The sequence below is a fragment of the Pseudomonas ovata genome, from assembly GCF_003131185.1.
Taxonomy (GTDB): Bacteria; Pseudomonadota; Gammaproteobacteria; order Pseudomonadales; family Pseudomonadaceae; genus Aquipseudomonas; species Aquipseudomonas ovata.
Map to the genome: position 1 here is coordinate 1 of NZ_QFFU01000040.1, position 15,322 is coordinate 15,322.

Annotated in this window: 13 protein-coding genes; 9 read left to right on the top strand and 4 right to left on the bottom strand. The window is 60.8% G+C overall.

Annotation, left to right across the window (positions count from 1 at the left end):
* The first annotated feature begins 227 nt into the window (after positions 1-227).
* Complete coding sequence (locus tag DGA31_RS28770) at positions 228-1,139, top strand: LysR family transcriptional regulator (RefSeq protein ID WP_056836005.1); 912 nt, start codon at positions 228-230, stop codon at positions 1,137-1,139.
* Here the strand turns inward: DGA31_RS28770 and DGA31_RS28775 are convergent.
* A complete protein-coding gene (locus DGA31_RS28775) occupies positions 1,133-2,716 on the bottom strand; it encodes a peptide chain release factor 3 (RefSeq protein ID WP_056836003.1) in 1,584 nt (527 codons plus the stop codon). The two genes, DGA31_RS28770 and DGA31_RS28775, sit on opposite strands and share 7 nt — an antisense overlap.
* A 371-nt stretch (positions 2,717-3,087) precedes the next feature.
* On the opposite strand from DGA31_RS28775, the gene DGA31_RS28785 reads away from it, so the two are divergent.
* Genes DGA31_RS28785 through DGA31_RS28800 form a run of 4 tightly spaced genes read left to right on the top strand, consistent with a single transcriptional unit; the run spans position 3,088 to position 6,518 of the window.
* Entirely contained in the window at positions 3,088-3,774 is a 687-nt protein-coding gene (locus tag DGA31_RS28785; protein ID WP_177339451.1) for an ABC transporter permease, read from the top strand.
* A gap of 29 nt (positions 3,775-3,803) precedes the next feature.
* On the top strand, positions 3,804-4,697 hold the full coding sequence (locus DGA31_RS28790; protein ID WP_109514843.1) for a glycine betaine ABC transporter substrate-binding protein: 894 nt from the start codon (positions 3,804-3,806) through the stop codon (positions 4,695-4,697).
* A gap of 13 nt (positions 4,698-4,710) precedes the next feature.
* Entirely contained in the window at positions 4,711-5,364 is a 654-nt protein-coding gene (locus DGA31_RS28795; protein WP_109514844.1) for an ABC transporter permease, read from the top strand.
* Complete coding sequence (locus DGA31_RS28800) at positions 5,361-6,518, top strand: osmoprotectant ABC transporter ATP-binding protein OsmV (protein WP_109514845.1); 1,158 nt, start codon at positions 5,361-5,363, stop codon at positions 6,516-6,518. The genes DGA31_RS28795 and DGA31_RS28800 overlap by 4 nt, the downstream gene beginning before the upstream one ends.
* A gap of 39 nt (positions 6,519-6,557) precedes the next feature.
* On the opposite strand, the gene DGA31_RS28805 is transcribed toward DGA31_RS28800, so the two are convergent.
* Positions 6,558-7,208 (bottom strand): hypothetical protein, encoded by a 651-nt coding sequence (locus DGA31_RS28805; protein ID WP_109514846.1) that lies wholly within the window; start codon positions 7,206-7,208, stop codon positions 6,558-6,560.
* Between the two features lie 460 nt (positions 7,209-7,668).
* On the opposite strand from DGA31_RS28805, the gene DGA31_RS28810 reads away from it, so the two are divergent.
* From DGA31_RS28810 to DGA31_RS28820, 3 genes are all read left to right on the top strand, one after another.
* Positions 7,669-8,832, top strand: a complete 1,164-nt coding sequence (locus DGA31_RS28810) for a type III PLP-dependent enzyme (protein ID WP_056835992.1) — start codon at positions 7,669-7,671, stop codon at positions 8,830-8,832.
* 275 nt (positions 8,833-9,107) lie between these two features.
* Positions 9,108-10,307, top strand: a complete 1,200-nt coding sequence (locus DGA31_RS28815; RefSeq protein ID WP_109514847.1) for an alpha-xenorhabdolysin family binary toxin subunit A — start codon at positions 9,108-9,110, stop codon at positions 10,305-10,307.
* Positions 10,308-10,343: 36 nt separating this feature from the next.
* Entirely contained in the window at positions 10,344-11,357 is a 1,014-nt protein-coding gene (locus tag DGA31_RS28820; RefSeq protein WP_152035091.1) for an alpha-xenorhabdolysin family binary toxin subunit B, read from the top strand.
* Here DGA31_RS28820 and DGA31_RS28825 read toward each other — a convergent pair.
* Entirely contained in the window at positions 11,354-12,166 is an 813-nt protein-coding gene (locus tag DGA31_RS28825) for a tetratricopeptide repeat protein (RefSeq protein ID WP_109514849.1), read from the bottom strand. The two genes, DGA31_RS28820 and DGA31_RS28825, sit on opposite strands and share 4 nt — an antisense overlap.
* Positions 12,167-12,168: 2 nt before the next feature.
* Complete coding sequence (locus DGA31_RS28830; RefSeq protein ID WP_109514850.1) at positions 12,169-12,849, bottom strand: Fe2+-dependent dioxygenase; 681 nt, start codon at positions 12,847-12,849, stop codon at positions 12,169-12,171.
* Between the two features lie 217 nt (positions 12,850-13,066).
* Between DGA31_RS28830 and DGA31_RS28835 the strand changes: the two genes are divergently transcribed.
* Positions 13,067-15,307, top strand: coding sequence for a TonB-dependent receptor (locus DGA31_RS28835; RefSeq protein WP_109514851.1), 2,241 nt, complete (start codon positions 13,067-13,069; stop codon positions 15,305-15,307).
* The last annotated feature ends 15 nt before the right edge of the window (positions 15,308-15,322 follow it).

Here is a 15,322-nt window from a genome sequence, read left to right on the forward strand (position 1 = left end):
CAAAATCTGCGAAACGCCCCAGATTTACGGCTGTGAACACTTTCAAAATCTGCGAAACGCCACAATTTTACGACTGCTGACGCAGCCGGTCGCGGGCAAGCGCGCTCCTACCCGCGTCGAATTTAATATCCAATAAAGTCAGTGAGTTATTTTTTAGAGCGCGGCCGGGGGGGCGCTACACAAGAATCCGGTTACCATCCGCGCGTGTCCCAAGCCCTGAGCCCGCCATGAAAACCCGATCCGATCAATTGCAGGTGTTTGTCACGGTGATCGAGTGCGGGTCAATTTCCGCCGCCGCCGAACAGTTGGGCCTGACGCCTTCGGCGGTCAGTCGCACCCTGACCCGGCTGGAGGCCCGGTTGCAGACCACGCTGCTCAACCGCACCACCCGGCGCATGGACCTGACCGAGGAAGGGCGTTCCTTTCTTGAGCGTGCCCGCGACATTCTGGAGCGCATGCATGATCTTGAAGAGCACCTGACCCAGTCCCGGCAAACCCCCGCCGGGCGCTTGCGGGTCAATGCCGCCTCGCCGTTCATGCTGCATTCGGTGGTGCCGCATATCGGTGAGTTTCGTCGGCTGTACCCGGACATTCAGCTGGAGCTGACCAGCAACGACTGGTTCATCGACCTGCTGGAGCACAGCACCGACATCGCCATCCGTATCGGCGAGCTGAGTGATTCGACCTTGCATGCACGTTCGCTGGGGTGCAGCGCGCTGAACATCGTCGCCAGCCCGGACTATCTACAGCGCTGCGGCACACCGGCCTCTGTCGAGGACCTGGCCGGGCATACCTTGCTGGGCTTTACCCAGGTCGAGACGCTCAACCAATGGCCCTTGCGCCATGCCGGGGGCGATCGCCTGCCGATCCGGCCGACCATCGCGGCGTCCAGCGGCGACACCTTGCGGCATCTGGCGCTGGCGGGAGAGGGGATTGCCTGCCTGTCGCACTTCATGACCCACGAAGACCTGCGCGAAGGCCGGCTGGTGACTGTGCTGGAGGCGGCCAACAGCGGCTATCGCCAGCCGATTCATGCGGTGTACTACCGCAATTCCAAGCTGGCGCTGCGCATCGAGTGCTTTCTGGATTTCATGCAGGACAAACTGGCCGAGTACGCCTGCAGATCACCCGATCAATGATGCTCGCGGGTGGCGCGGAATTTCACGTCCGGCCAGCGTTCTTCCATCAGCGCCAGGTTGACCCGGGTCGGGGCCAGGTAGGTCAGGTGACCACCGCCGTCCAGGGCCAGGTTTTCCACAGCCTTGATTTCAAACTCCTCGAGCTTCTTCTTGTCGGCGCAGTCGATCCAGCGTGCCGACCAGACGGTGATCGGCTCGTAGGCGCACTCGACCTTGTATTCCTCTTTCAGGCGGCTGGCGACCACATCGAACTGCAGCACACCGACGGCGCCCAGAATGATGTCGTTGCTGCGCTGCGGGAAGAACACCTGCGTGGCACCTTCTTCGGCCAGCTGCTGCAGGCCCTGGCGCAACTGCTTGGACTTGAGCGGGTCCTTCAGGCGCACGCGGCGGAACAGTTCCGGGGCGAAGTGCGGGATGCCGGTAAAGCCCAAGGCCTCGCCTTCGGTGAAGGTGTCGCCGATCTGGATGGTGCCGTGGTTGTGCAGGCCGATGATGTCGCCGGCGTAGGCTTCCTCGAGCATTTCACGCTCGGACGAGAAGAAGGTCAGGGCGTCGCCGATGCGCACGTCCTTGCCCAGGCGCACATGGCGCATCTTCATGCCTTTTTCGTAGCGGCCCGAGCAGATGCGCATGAACGCAATGCGGTCGCGGTGCTTGGGGTCCATGTTCGCCTGGATCTTGAACACGAAGCCGCTGAATTTCTCTTCGACCGGCTCCACGCTGCGCTCGCGTGCTTCACGCACCAGCGGGCGCGGGGCCCAGTCGACCACGGCGTCGAGCACATGGTCGACGCCGAAATTGCCAAGGGCCGTGCCGAAGAACACCGGCGTCAGCTGGCCGTTGATGAATTCGTCCTGGTTGAATTCGTGGCAGGCGCCCTGTACCAACTCCAGTTGATCGACGAAACGGTCGTACTCGTCGCCCAGGTGGTCGCGGGCTTCGTCGGAGTCCAGCTTCTGGATGATCTTGGTCTCGGTGCGTTCATGACCGTGGCCCGGGGTGTAGACGATGATGTAGTCGCCGGCCAGGTGGTACACGCCCTTGAAGTCGCGGTAGCAGCCGATCGGCCAGGTAACCGGCGCGGCCTTGATCTTCAGGACCGCTTCGATTTCATCGAGCAGTTCGATCGGGTCGCGGATGTCACGGTCGAGCTTGTTGATGAAGCTGACGATCGGCGTGTCACGCAGCCGGCAGACGTCCATCAGCGCAATGGTGCGTGGCTCGACGCCTTTACCGCCGTCGAGCACCATCAGCGCCGAGTCCACCGCCGTCAGGGTGCGGTAGGTGTCTTCGGAGAAGTCTTCGTGGCCCGGGGTGTCGAGCAGGTTGATCATGTGCTCGCGATACGGGAACTGCATGACCGAGGTGGTAATGGAAATGCCGCGCTGCTTTTCCATTTCCATCCAGTCGGAGGTGGCATGGCGATCGGATTTGCGCGATTTGACCGTACCGGCCACCGAGATCGCCTTGCCCATCAGCAGCAGCTTTTCGGTAATGGTGGTTTTACCGGCGTCGGGGTGGGAAATGATGGCGAAAGTGCGACGTTTCGCGACTTCGGCGGCCTGTTGCGTCATGGGAAATCGCCTGAAAAGGGAGTCAAAAAAGGGCGCAGATTATAGCGCAACTCGGGCCAATAACCGAACCGCTCAGTCGATCCGGGGTGGCCAAATGCTGCCTCGCATGGGAACCTTTGCGATTCCGGAGACGTCCATTCCCTTGTAACAGGCCATGTCAGGACTGTTTCAAGTGGCTGATTCGACTGCAAATCGGCTTGACGAAGCTGTGCTCATGGCATGTGTTTTCGCCCGGGTTCAACCCTTTACGGCGATCCACCTGCTGCTCTTCGCAAACCCTTCGGCTACGACCTGCAAAAGGCCGTGACAGGAGAGGCTTGCCGACTGAAAAAAGGAGTCCGCCCGTGGCAAATCGCTATGGCAAAGGGCTGATGGGAGGCGCGATTATCGTCGTACTCCTGGCCCTGCTGGTCCACTGGATCGGCATTGATACGTTCGTGAAGTACAAGGATGACCTGCTGTTCTACCTGCAAGCACACCTGGTGCTGGTGCTGGTCTCGATGCTGGCGGCCCTGGTGGTCGGTATCCCTGCCGGCATTGCCCTGAGCCGACCGTCCATGGTTGGCCGCGCCGAACGCTTCATGCAGATCTTCAATATCGGTAACACCGTTCCACCCCTCGCGGTTCTGGCCATTGCCCTCGGGATTCTCGGGATCGGCAGCGGGCCGGCCATCTTCGCGCTGTTCCTGGCCTCGCTGTTGCCCATCGTGCGCAACACCTACGAAGGCCTGAAAAACGTTCCCGCCTCGCTCAAGGAAGCTGCCACCGGCATCGGCATGACCCCGCGTCAGGTGCTGTTCAAGGTCGAGCTGCCCAATGCCGTGCCCATCATCGTCGGCGGCGTGCGCATCTCGCTGGCGCTTAATGTCGGTACTGCGCCGCTGTCGTTCCTGATCGGCGCCAACAGCCTGGGCAGCCTGATCTTCCCCGGCATCGGTCTGAACAACCAGCCGCAACTGCTGCTGGGCGCAGCCTGCACCGCCTTGCTGGCGCTGCTGCTCGATGGCCTGGTCACGCTGTTCAGCCGCCTGTGGCTCGAACGCGGACTGACCCGTTGAGACCTGCCCTGTTCAGATAAGGAACCCTCATGAAAAAGCTTTGTTTATTACTGGGCCTTGGCTTGCTGTTCTCGGCCTTTGTCCAGGCTGCCGAAAAACCGGTGCTGCGCATCGGCGCCCGGGTGTTCACCGAGCAGACCCTGCTCGCCGAGCTGACCGCGCAGTACCTGCGCACCAAGGACTTCGAGGTGCAGATCACCGGCGGGCTGGGCAGCAACCTGGCGCGCAGTGCCCAGGAAAGCGGCCAACTGGACCTGCTGTGGGAGTACACCGGGGTGTCGCTGGTGGCCTACAACCATGTCGACGAACGCCTCGACAGTGCCCAGACCTACGCCCGGGTCAAGGAACTGGACGCCAAAAAGGGCCTGGTCTGGCTGACGCCTTCGCGCTTCAGCAACACCTATGCGCTGGGGCTGCCGGAAAAGACCGCCAAGGCCTATCCGCAGCTCAACAGCGTCAGCGACCTGACCCAAGTGATGAAGGCTGAGGCCGACAAAGGCCACATCGTCGCGCTGGACACCGAGTTCGCCAACCGCTCCGACGGCCTCAAAGGCCTGGTCGAGCACTACGGCATGAACCTGGGCCGCGAGAACATCCGCCAGATGGACGCCGGGCTGGTCTACACCGCCATGCGCAACGGCCAGGTGTTCGCGGGCCTGGTGTACACCACCGACGGGCGCCTGGACGCCTTCAAGCTCAAGGTGCTGGAGGACGATAAGCATTACTTCCCGGACTACACCGCCGCCCCGGTGATCCGCCAGGCGTACCTGGATCAGCATCCGCAAGTGGCCGACCTGCTCAAGCCGCTGGCCGAGCTGCTGGACAACGCCACCATGCGCGCCCTGAACGCCAAGGTCGATGTCGACCACCAGAGCCCGTCCACTGTGGCTGCAGAGTTCCTGCGCCAGCACCCACTCAAGTAAAGGAGGCACCATCATGGGATTTTTCGACGCCTTCTCGCACATGGACTGGGCCCAGGTCGCACACCTGACCTGGCAGCACATCACCCTGGTTGGGGTCGCCGTGACCCTGGCCATTCTGGTCGGTGTGCCGCTGGGCATTCTGATGACCCGCTTTCCGGCCGTGGCCGGGCCGTTGCAGGCCAGCGCCACGGTGCTACTGACCGTGCCATCGATTGCGCTGTTCGGCCTGCTGCTGCCGTTCTATTCGAAGTTCGGCCAGGGCCTTGGCCCGTTGCCGGCCATCACCGCCGTGTTCCTGTATTCGCTGCTGCCGATCATGCGCAACACCTACCTGGCCCTGACCGGTGTCGAACCCGGCATCCGTGAAGCGGCCAAGGGCATCGGTATGACCTTCGGCCAGCGCCTGCGCATGGTCGAGCTGCCGATTGCCGTGCCGGTGATCCTGGCCGGCGTGCGCACCGCCGTGGTGATGAACATCGGCGTCATGACCATCGCCGCCACTATCGGCGCGGGCGGTCTTGGCGTCCTCATTCTGGCTTCAATCAGCCGCAGCGACATGTCGATGCTGATCGTGGGCGCGGTGCTGGTCAGCATCCTGGCCATCATCGCCGACCTGCTGCTGCAACTGCTGCAACGCACGCTGACCCCTAAAGGACTCTTGAAATGATCGAACTCCAAAACCTCACCAAGACTTTCCAGAGCAACGGCAAGGAAGTGAAGGCTGTCGATTCGGTCAGCCTGACCGTCAACGAAGGCGAGATCTGCGTCTTCCTCGGCCCTTCGGGCTGCGGCAAGAGCACCACGCTGAAAATGATCAACCGCCTGATCGCGCCGACCTCCGGCAAGGTACTGATCAACGGCGAAGACACCACCGGCCTGGACGAAGTGACCCTGCGTCGTAACATCGGCTATGTGATCCAGCAGATCGGCCTGTTTCCCAACATGACCATCGAGGAAAACATCGTGGTGGTGCCCAGGCTGCTGGGCTGGGACGCGCAGAAGTGCCACGACCGGGCCCGTGAGCTGATGAACATGATCAAGCTCGAACCCAAGCAGTACCTGCACCGCTACCCGCGCGAGCTGTCCGGTGGCCAGCAGCAGCGTATCGGTGTGATCCGTGCCCTGGCGGCCGACGCGCCTCTGCTGCTGATGGACGAGCCGTTCGGCGCGGTCGACCCGATCAACCGCGAGATGATCCAGAATGAGTTCTTCGAGATGCAGCGGGCGCTGAACAAGACCGTGATCATGGTCAGCCACGACATCGACGAAGCCCTCAAGCTGGGCGACAAGATCGCCATCTTCCGCGCCGGCAAGCTGGTGCAGATCGACCACCCCGATACCCTGCTGGCGCACCCGGCGGACGATTTCGTCTCCAACTTCGTCGGCCAGGACAGCACCCTCAAGCGCCTGCTGCTGGTCAAGGCCGAAGACGCCGCCGACAACGCGCCCTCGGTCAGCCCGGAAACCCCGGTGGCCGATGCCCTAGAAGTCATGGACGAAAACGACCGCCGCTACGTGGTGGTCACCGACGGCGAGAACAAGGCCATGGGCTTCGTGCGCCGGCGCGACCTGCACCGCCAGGCCGGCACCTGCGTGCAGTTCCTGCAACCATTCAATGCCACCGCGGCCTACGACGAGAACCTGCGCATCCTGCTGTCGCGCATGTACGAGTTCAACCGCGCCTGGCTGCCGGTACTGGATGCCGAGAACGTGTTCCTCGGTGAAGTGACCCAGGAGTCGATTGCGGCCTACCTGAGCTCGGGTCGCTCGCGCGGGGCCAAGACCAGTATTGTGTCGCCGGCGGAGCTGGCGGTTTCGTAATCTCGTCAAGCCTGACGCCAAGGGCTCTGATGTTTGGCGTCAGGCAAGGGGATCGGCGATATTGATTTCCTTGATGTTCATCATGATATTGATCGGGACGGTATTGTAGGCGAGCCAGGCCTGATCCTTTTTTGCACACGAGATAAAAGCCCACCAGGCGTTGCCGATGTTTTTTCGGTTATACACGCCTAATGGATTTCCATTGGGAGCTATGATCTGCACTGGACCGACGTCTCCGATACTCAGCGCCTGACTGGTAATGGCCGAGTTGTTGAGGTGTACCCTCCAGCCCGGATAATTGCTCGACGATTTGTCTGGGCGTACATAAAGGTCAATATTGCGCAGGTTGAATGGGTCAATTGCTACCCGTATAGAGGTGGTGGCCAGGCTGCCTAGCGATAATTTTTTGTCGAAAAACATGGCGTGTCTGGCTTTGATTTCATAGCTCTCCGTGCCGTTGTCCCATTGTCGATACAGAAACCAGAACCGCATTTCTTCTTGGGGCATGGTCGTGGCCGTCAGATAGTCATATTCTTCGGACCTGGTGTGGTACGTGGTTGAAGAGATGGCCTTGCCGGCCGCAACGACAGTCTTCTCTTCGACTAATTGAGAGAAGTCGAGTTGAGCGTCATAAGGGGGCATTGAGCGCAGTGACGCGATAAATGAGCGCTCTTTGAGATAAGTCGACATAGTACTTTTCCTCGGATAAGTCGCTTGATCATGGAGGGAGAGTCACGCCCTGGGAAACTGTTAGAAACGCTAGGTTGGCCAGTCATTTGCCGCCTGTCGTCCGATCGGGCTCCGGTACCCGTGTCGATACCTCGCAAGGCGCTGTGGGGAACATCACCCTGTCATGTAGGTCCGTTACACAGTGGGTGCAGTGAAAGCCGAGAGTGCCGTGTGCGAAAACGCGACATTTTTAGTTGATCTCAAGCCCCTCAGGTCCTAAAGTTCGCGCCGAACGTCCATGCTGGAAACGATCCATCCGGCTCAAGTACTGACGACGAGACAGCAAGGCCCAGGGGCGCCGCCCCCGTGGCCTTTTTGCTTTCGGCGACATGCCTTGGGAAGTAGGCGAACCAAAGTGGGGATACGGAGGACGTTCATTGCACCCATTTATTCATTTGTTTGCCCCTGGAGTCCCCTGAGCATGTCCATCAAGGTCGAAGACTATTTCGCAGCCGACACCTTCAAGAAAATGAAGTCGTTCGCTGACAAGCAGGAAACCCCGTTCGTGGTCATCGATACCCAGATGATCAGCCAGGCCTATGACGACCTGCGCGCCGGTTTCGATTTCGCCAAGGTCTACTACGCGGTCAAGGCCAACCCGGCAGTCGAAATCATCGAGTTGCTGCGCGACAAGGGTTCGAGCTTCGACATCGCTTCTATCTATGAGCTGGACAAGGTTCTGGGTTGTGGCGTGGGTCCGGAGCGCATGAGCTACGGCAACACCATCAAGAAATCCAAGGACATCCGCTACTTCTACGAGAAGGGCGTGCGCCTGTACGCCACCGACTCCGAAGCCGACCTGCGCAACATCGCCAAGGCCGCACCGGGCTCGAAAGTCTATGTGCGCATCCTCACCGAAGGCTCGACCACGGCCGACTGGCCTTTGTCGCGCAAGTTCGGCTGCCAGACCGACATGGCCATGGACCTTTTGATCCTGGCGCGTGACCTGGGCCTGGTGCCGTACGGCATCTCGTTCCACGTCGGTTCCCAGCAGCGCGACATCAGCGTCTGGGACGCCGCGATTGCCAAGGTCAAGGTGATCTTCGAGCGTCTTAAAGAAGAAGACGGCATCGTGCTCAAGCTGATCAACATGGGCGGTGGCTTCCCGGCCAACTACATCACCCGCACCAACAGCCTGGAAACCTACGCTGAAGAGATCATCCGCTTCCTCAAGGAAGACTTCGGTGACGACCTGCCGGAAATCATCCTGGAGCCAGGCCGTTCGCTGATCGCCAACGCCGGTATCCTGGTCAGCGAAGTGGTGCTGGTAGCCCGCAAGTCGCGCACCGCCGTCGAGCGCTGGGTGTACACCGACGTGGGCAAGTTCTCCGGCCTGATCGAAACCATGGACGAGTCCATCAAGTTCCCGATCTGGACCGAGAAGAAAGGCGAGATGGAAGAAGTGGTCATCGCCGGCCCGACCTGCGACAGCGCCGACATCATGTACGAACAGTACAAGTACGGCCTGCCACTGAACCTGGCCATCGGTGACCGCCTGTACTGGCTGTCGACCGGTGCCTACACCACCAGCTACAGCGCCGTAGAGTTCAATGGCTTCCCGCCGTTGAAAGCCTTCTACTTGTAAATCGTTTGCAGCGGTAAATAAAACCCATGAGCGATCATGGGTTTTTTTATGCCTGTCAGTTGACCGCCCCTACAGTGTTTAAAAGCGGCTTATTGGATCCTTTACCTGGGAAAGTTATAGGTTGCTTTCGTCGTGGTTGAACGGTGGCGTATTCCTACAACACGGGTCAGCGCACGTTGCTGTTTATTCTGTTCTTCATTTGCTAGTTTCCAAATGCCTTGCAAGGAAGAGGTGTCTGGTTGTTTCGACCAGTTTTTATAATAAGGAAATTGAAAATGGCAAAGGAAACATTGCAGCAACTCAATGAGGATTCAAAACCCGGCCTGGATGAATTGAGCCGCGTCGCCAATGACGTGTTCAGTGCCGCGTCGGGTACTGCTGAGGGCACAGGCCGCGACCCCGGCCTGTTGATCACCACCGAAGATGTCCGGAAAATCCGCCGTTATGTCGACACCGGGCTGGCCTTGCCCACCGATCCGCAGCAGATCAAACACCTGCTGGGCAATTACGAAAGCGATATCGTCGGTCTCAAGTCCGAGGACATTGTGCGCCTGTACCTGAGCATTCGTGCCCATGCCGGCAGTTGGTCGGTACTTGAGAACGACATGCGTGCGGTCGGCAGTGACCTGCATGTGTTTTCCGGCAACCTGATCGGCACGGTGCAGGAGACCGTCGACTACATCAAGAGCCTGGACGCCTGGCGTACCCTGGACCTGGAGGGCCTGACACCCGAGCAGGTCGAGCAAATGCCGCCTGCCAGCCTGGAAGAAGGTGACCGCAAGAAAATGCCCGGGCTGCTGGCACTGGTTGATGAGCTCAGGTTGCACATCAAGGCACACAGCGCCAGTACCTTGCGGGTCAGGGACGGTGTGGCGGTCTTCAAGGGTACGTTGCGCGAGGGCATCGCGCCTGAAGTCGCCTTGAAGATCAGACTGACCGACGCGGCGCAGTCCAGTGGCGACATTGCCGGTCTCAAGGACGAGATCAACACGCTCAACGAGCGTATCGAGCAAAAGATTCGCGAGTATGAGCAGTACAGCAAGTACAAGTGGGTCGGGTGGTGGTGGGGGCCGATTGGCGGGGCGATCAGCCTGTCGATCTATGGCCCGAAAGCGGCGGCGGTGCTGAAGGAAAAGAACGCGCTGGTCGAGCAAAAAAGCGCACTGCAGAACCAGCTCAGGCAGCTCGACACGTTTATTGCCGACATGCACACGCTGGAGACCAGTTTGCAGGATCTCAAGATCAGGATCGATGGCGCCATCAGCAGCACAGGTGAACTGGAAAGCCTTTGGGTCTTGTTGAAAGACCTGGTGGATTCGTCGGCCCGGCACTTGGAAACTTTGGATAACGTCCGGCTGCTGGTGATCTTCGTTTCGCGTTTCAAGAACATGATTTCCCATTGGCAGGATATACAGAAACATGCCCTGGACTTGCTCACGGCCTTCAATAAGGCCTTAAGCGAAAGTCGACGCTAACACCCCGGCCCACTAATAATCATTAAGGATGATGAGATGACCGTTCATAGACTGGAAACCCCTCTTCAATTACCCGCGGTCGACATGACCACCCTCAATACAGCACGCGCACAACTCAGGCACCTGGCCGAAGCGCTCACCGATATCTATCTGCCGGTCAAGCATGAAGCCCTGAAGGGCCTGCTCACCGAACTGGGCAACACCGACAAGGCTGCGCTGGATAGCTTGGCTCTGGTGCCCGGGCTACTGGATAACGACGGCTTGCAGGACCTGCTGAGTGCCTTGGCGCGACTCAAGGGCGACCCGCCTGACGAACAGACCCTCAAGGCCATCGACGAGATCAGCGCAGAAATCGAGTCGCAAGTGCAGGCAGCCCGTAGCGGCCTGGACAGCCGGGCGCGAGACCTTGACGATGCGCTGGTCAACCTGGCGCATGTGAACGTCGGTGATGTCGATCACCTGATCCCCCCGATCGAGGCAGAACTTGCCCGCCTCGATGCGGTGATCGCTGCCCAGGAAGGTCCCCTGGCCAAACTGCTCGAACAGGAAGGCATGCTCAACACGCTGATAGCCGATATCGAGGCCATCAGCCTCTGGGACAAGTTCAAGACCCTGGCCGACTCGCTGAAGGCGCTGATCGACATCGACCCCAGGAATCCGCTGATCGGTTCTATCAAGGCCGGCATCGAAGGCCTGGGCAACATGCTCAACCTGGCCAGTGAGTCGCTCAAGTACGAGCACCTGGTTCGACAGCGCGAGCGTATCCAGGCGCAACTCGACGACCTGCAAGGCAATTCCCGGCAACTACGCCTGCAACGCCAGGCCGAAAGCCGCAAGCTGGAACAACTCAAGCAACTCAAGCTGATCGAGGCCCCGCAGCAGAGCTATGCCCAGGAAATCGGCAAGCTGCTGGAGGCACTCAAGCGCTTCCAGGCCTTGCACCCGGCGCTGGCGCTGGAGCACATTGAGGCACAGGCTTCTGCCTTCATCGCCAATGGCCGGGTGCTGAGCGATTACCTCAACGGGCTGCGCCGTGCCTGGCGCAGCTAAGCCACAGGCTCTGGCCGCTGCCTGACAAGGACGTCGCGCAGCGCCATGCGGTCCGATTCATCCCCCAGATCGGCCGCACGCTGATGATAGGCTCCGGCCAGGGCACGCAATGCCGGGTGAGTCGCCTTGAGCAGGGACTGGCGACTGACCCTCAGGAAGTTCAGGTTGCCGCCCGCCAGGGCGGTTTCCAGCCAGGTCACGGCCTGTTCGATATCACCTTGTTCGGCCAGCACCGTGGCATGGCTGAACTGCCCGCGAAAATCCCCGGCTTCGGCCGAGCGTCGATACCAGGCATGGGCGGCTGTCTTGTCGCTTATACCCGCCAGACCTTCTTCCAGATAACGCCCCAGCAGGTTCATCGATTTGGCATGGCCTTGGCGGGCCGCCTGGGCGTAGCAGGCCATGGCCCGACGATGATCCTGTACCACCCCGCGCCCGGTGGCCAGCAGGTTGGCCAGGTTATACAGCCCCCAGTCAAAACCCTGTTCGGCCGCCTGTCGATAGTGCCCGGCGGCCTGCACGGTGTCGGGCGTACAGCCCCAGCCATGCTCGTGGCAACGGCCGAGCATGTTGCGCGCCATCAAATGGCCCTGGCGGGCAGCGATGCCGAACCAGGTCACGGCCAGTGCCGGGTCGCGGGCGATACCGCGGCCATCGAGCAGGATCTGCCCCAGCAAGGCCTGGGCCTCGACCAGGCCGGTGCTGGCTGCGGCCAGGATCGCCTGGGCCGCGCGGGCCGGGTTTTCTTCCAGCATGGCGCGCAGGCCATCGCCGTCGAGCTGTTCCTGGCGCGGCAGGTTCCAGGTCATGTTCAGACCTCGACCCAGCGGCGCAGCAGGTTGTGATAACTGCCGGTCAGTTGCACCAGCGCCGGGTGGTCCGGCACATCGCGGGCCAGTTGCTGGATGGCGCTGTCCATTTCGAACAGCAGGGCGCGCTGGCTGTCTTCACGCACCAGGCTCTGGGTCCAGAAAAACGAAGCCAGGCGGGTGCCACGGGTCACGGCATTGACCTTGTGCAGGCTGGTGCCGGGGTACAGCACCATGTCGCCGGCCGGCAGCTTGACGCTTTGCGTGCCGTAGGTGTCCTGAATGACCAGTTCGCCGCCGTCGTAGTCGTCCGGGTCGCTGAAAAACAGCGTGGCCGACAGGTCGGTGCGCACCCGCTCGGCGCTGCCCTTGACCTGGCGCACGGCGTTGTCGATGTGAAATTCGAAGTGGTCACCGGCGGTGTAGCAGTTGATCAGCGGCGGAAACACCTTGTGCGGCAGGGCGGCGGACATGAACGGTGGATTGTTCCACAGTCGTTCGATCATGGCCGCACCGATTTCCCGGGTCAGCGCATGGTCCTCGGGCAATTGCAGGTTGTGCTTGGCCTTGGCCGACTGGTAGCCGGCGGTCAGCTTGCCATCGGCCCAGTCGGTCTGCTCCAGCGCCTGGCGGATGCGCAGGACTTCATCGCGGGTAAACAAGCCAGGAATATGCAGGAGCATGGCGCAGCACCAGTGTGACTGAAGGTGGCGAATGGTAGTGATTCTTATTGAATGTGTACAACCTCAAATCGATGACGTGAGCCATGTCGGCATGAAGATTATGTGAAGGCCAAGTGTAAAAAGTGTAAAAAAGTCGCAAATGTTATGAATTCTCAATTGCTTATAGAATTTGTTTGCAATATGTTTCGCGCTTCAATTCCTGGGGGAGGGAATCACGATGTCGCGCCAACCATTACACACCACTTTGGGTTCATCACCGTCACTGGCCTCGGCCGTCGGTGTCGCCATCGCGGCCTTGTCGGCCGGGTCCATGGCGCATGCCGACGAGCAGAGCGTCACGCTGGGCGCCACCAGCATCACCGGCGAGCAGGCCGATACCGCCTACAAGGCTGAAGACTCGGCCTCGAAAAAGTACACGGCACCCCTGCGTGACACGCCCAAGAGCGTGACGGTGATTGCCCAGCAAGTGATTCGTGACACCGGCGCGACCTCGTTGACCGACGCCCTGCGCACCACGCCAGGCATTACCTTTGGCGCGGGTGAAGGCGGCAACCCGAACGCCGACCGGCCGATCATTCGCGGTTTCAACGCCGAGAGCGATATGTTCGTCGACGGCATGCGCGATGTCGCCGCCCAGAGTCGGGAAATCTTCAATATCGAATCGGTCGAAGTCAGCAAGGGGCCGGGCTCGGCCTTTACCGGCGCCGGCTCCACCGGTGGCAGCCTGAACCTGATCACCAAGGGCGCCCACCTGGGCAATGCCTACAACGGCGGCTACGCCTTCGGGTCCGACCAGACCCAGCGCTACACCCTGGACCTCAACCAGCAGGTGGGCGACACCTCGGCCGTACGCCTGAACCTGATGAAGCACGACGCCAATGTGGCCGGGCGTGACAACGTCGATGTCGGCCGCTGGGGCGTGGCGCCTTCGTTCGCCTTTGGCCTGGGCACTGACACGCGGGTCAAGGTCGACTACTACCACCTGGAAACCGACGACATGCCGGACTACGGCATCCCGTTGACCCTCACCCCTGGACGCAGCAAGTACGTGGTCGACAAGCCGGTCAGCGTCGACAAGAGCAACTTCTACGGCCTGACCGGCCGCGATTACCGCGAAAGCACCAACGACAGCGGCACCGTGCGCATCGAGCACGATTTCAATGACAACCTGACGCTGTCCAACAGCCTGCGCCTGTCGCGCTCGACGCTCGACTACATCGTCACCAACCCGGACGACAGCCGTGGCAACGTCGCCAACGGCACTGTGTCGCGCTCGGCCAAGAGCCGCAACTCGACTTCCAGCGGCTTCGTCAACCAGACCGACCTGACCGCGAAGTTCGACACCGGTGCGATCAGCCACAGCCTGGTCAGCGGCCTGGAGTTCACCTACCAGGACACCCACAACCGCGCCTACAACATTCTCAATGCGTCCGGCGGCGCCATCGCCAGCCTGTGCTCGGCGGCGCTGCTCAGCTCTGGCGATTGCACCAGCCTGTCCAGCCCTTCGCCCAAGGATGCCTGGAACGGCGTGATCAGCGACAGCGTGGCCTACACCGATACCGACACCAAGACCGGTGCGGCCTATGTGTTCGACACCCTGACGTTCAATGAGCAGTGGTCGCTGAACCTGGGCCTGCGCTACGACCACTACGACACGCGCTCCAGCGGGTTCGCAGCGGCGCGCGGCACCACCCCAGGCGGCACGTTCGACCGGCAGAAGACCACTGAACTATGGAACTACCAGTTGGGCGTGGTCTACAAGCCGTTGCCCAATGGCAGCATTTATGCGGCGTTGTCGACGTCGAGCAACCCGTCGGGTGAAACCAGCGGCAACGGCGGGCTGGAGCTGGCGCTCAACAACGCCGACCTCGACCCGGAAAAGAACCGCAACTACGAAATCGGCACCAAGTGGGACCTGTTCAATGACAACCTGGCGCTGACCGCCGCGCTGTTCCGCACCGACAAGACCAACGCGCGCATCACCGACCCGGACAACACCACCTACCAGGCGCTCGATGGCGAACAGCGCGTGCAGGGCGTCGAGTTCACCTACGCCGGCAACCTCAGCAGTCGCTGGAAAGTCTATGGCGGCTACACCTACATGGAGAGCGAACTGGTCAAGACCACACTGGCCGCCGACCAGGGCAACCATATGCCGAGCACGCCGCGCAACAGCTTCAACCTGTGGAGCACCTATGAACTGGTGCCCAAACTGGTCATCGGCGGTGGGGCCACTTATGTGGGCTCGCGCTTCGGCAACGAGGCCAACTCCATCGAGGTGCCGTCCTACTGGCGCTACGACGCCATGGCCAGCTACGCGCTGACCAAAAACGTCGACCTGCAACTCAATGTGCAGAACCTGACCGACAAGCGCTATTTCGACCAGGTGTTCCAGACCCACTACGCCCACGTGGCGGCAGGCCGCACCGCGTTGATGAGTGCCAATTTCCACTTTTGACCGGTGATACCCGCA

Coding starts and splice junctions, on each gene's coding strand:
- DGA31_RS28775 (WP_056836003.1), bottom strand. CDS start 2,716: ATGACGCAACAGGCCGCCGAAGTCGCGAAACGTCGCACTTTCGCCATC.
- DGA31_RS28810 (WP_056835992.1), top strand. CDS start 7,669: ATGTCCATCAAGGTCGAAGACTATTTCGCAGCCGACACCTTCAAGAAA.
- DGA31_RS28795 (WP_109514844.1), top strand. CDS start 4,711: ATGGGATTTTTCGACGCCTTCTCGCACATGGACTGGGCCCAGGTCGCA.
- DGA31_RS28820 (WP_152035091.1), top strand. CDS start 10,344: ATGACCGTTCATAGACTGGAAACCCCTCTTCAATTACCCGCGGTCGAC.
- DGA31_RS28790 (WP_109514843.1), top strand. CDS start 3,804: ATGAAAAAGCTTTGTTTATTACTGGGCCTTGGCTTGCTGTTCTCGGCC.
- DGA31_RS28805 (WP_109514846.1), bottom strand. CDS start 7,208: ATGTCGACTTATCTCAAAGAGCGCTCATTTATCGCGTCACTGCGCTCA.
- DGA31_RS28800 (WP_109514845.1), top strand. CDS start 5,361: ATGATCGAACTCCAAAACCTCACCAAGACTTTCCAGAGCAACGGCAAG.
- DGA31_RS28830 (WP_109514850.1), bottom strand. CDS start 12,849: ATGCTCCTGCATATTCCTGGCTTGTTTACCCGCGATGAAGTCCTGCGC.
- DGA31_RS28825 (WP_109514849.1), bottom strand. CDS start 12,166: ATGACCTGGAACCTGCCGCGCCAGGAACAGCTCGACGGCGATGGCCTG.
- DGA31_RS28815 (WP_109514847.1), top strand. CDS start 9,108: ATGGCAAAGGAAACATTGCAGCAACTCAATGAGGATTCAAAACCCGGC.
- DGA31_RS28835 (WP_109514851.1), top strand. CDS start 13,067: ATGTCGCGCCAACCATTACACACCACTTTGGGTTCATCACCGTCACTG.
- DGA31_RS28785 (WP_177339451.1), top strand. CDS start 3,088: ATGGGAGGCGCGATTATCGTCGTACTCCTGGCCCTGCTGGTCCACTGG.
- DGA31_RS28770 (WP_056836005.1), top strand. CDS start 228: ATGAAAACCCGATCCGATCAATTGCAGGTGTTTGTCACGGTGATCGAG.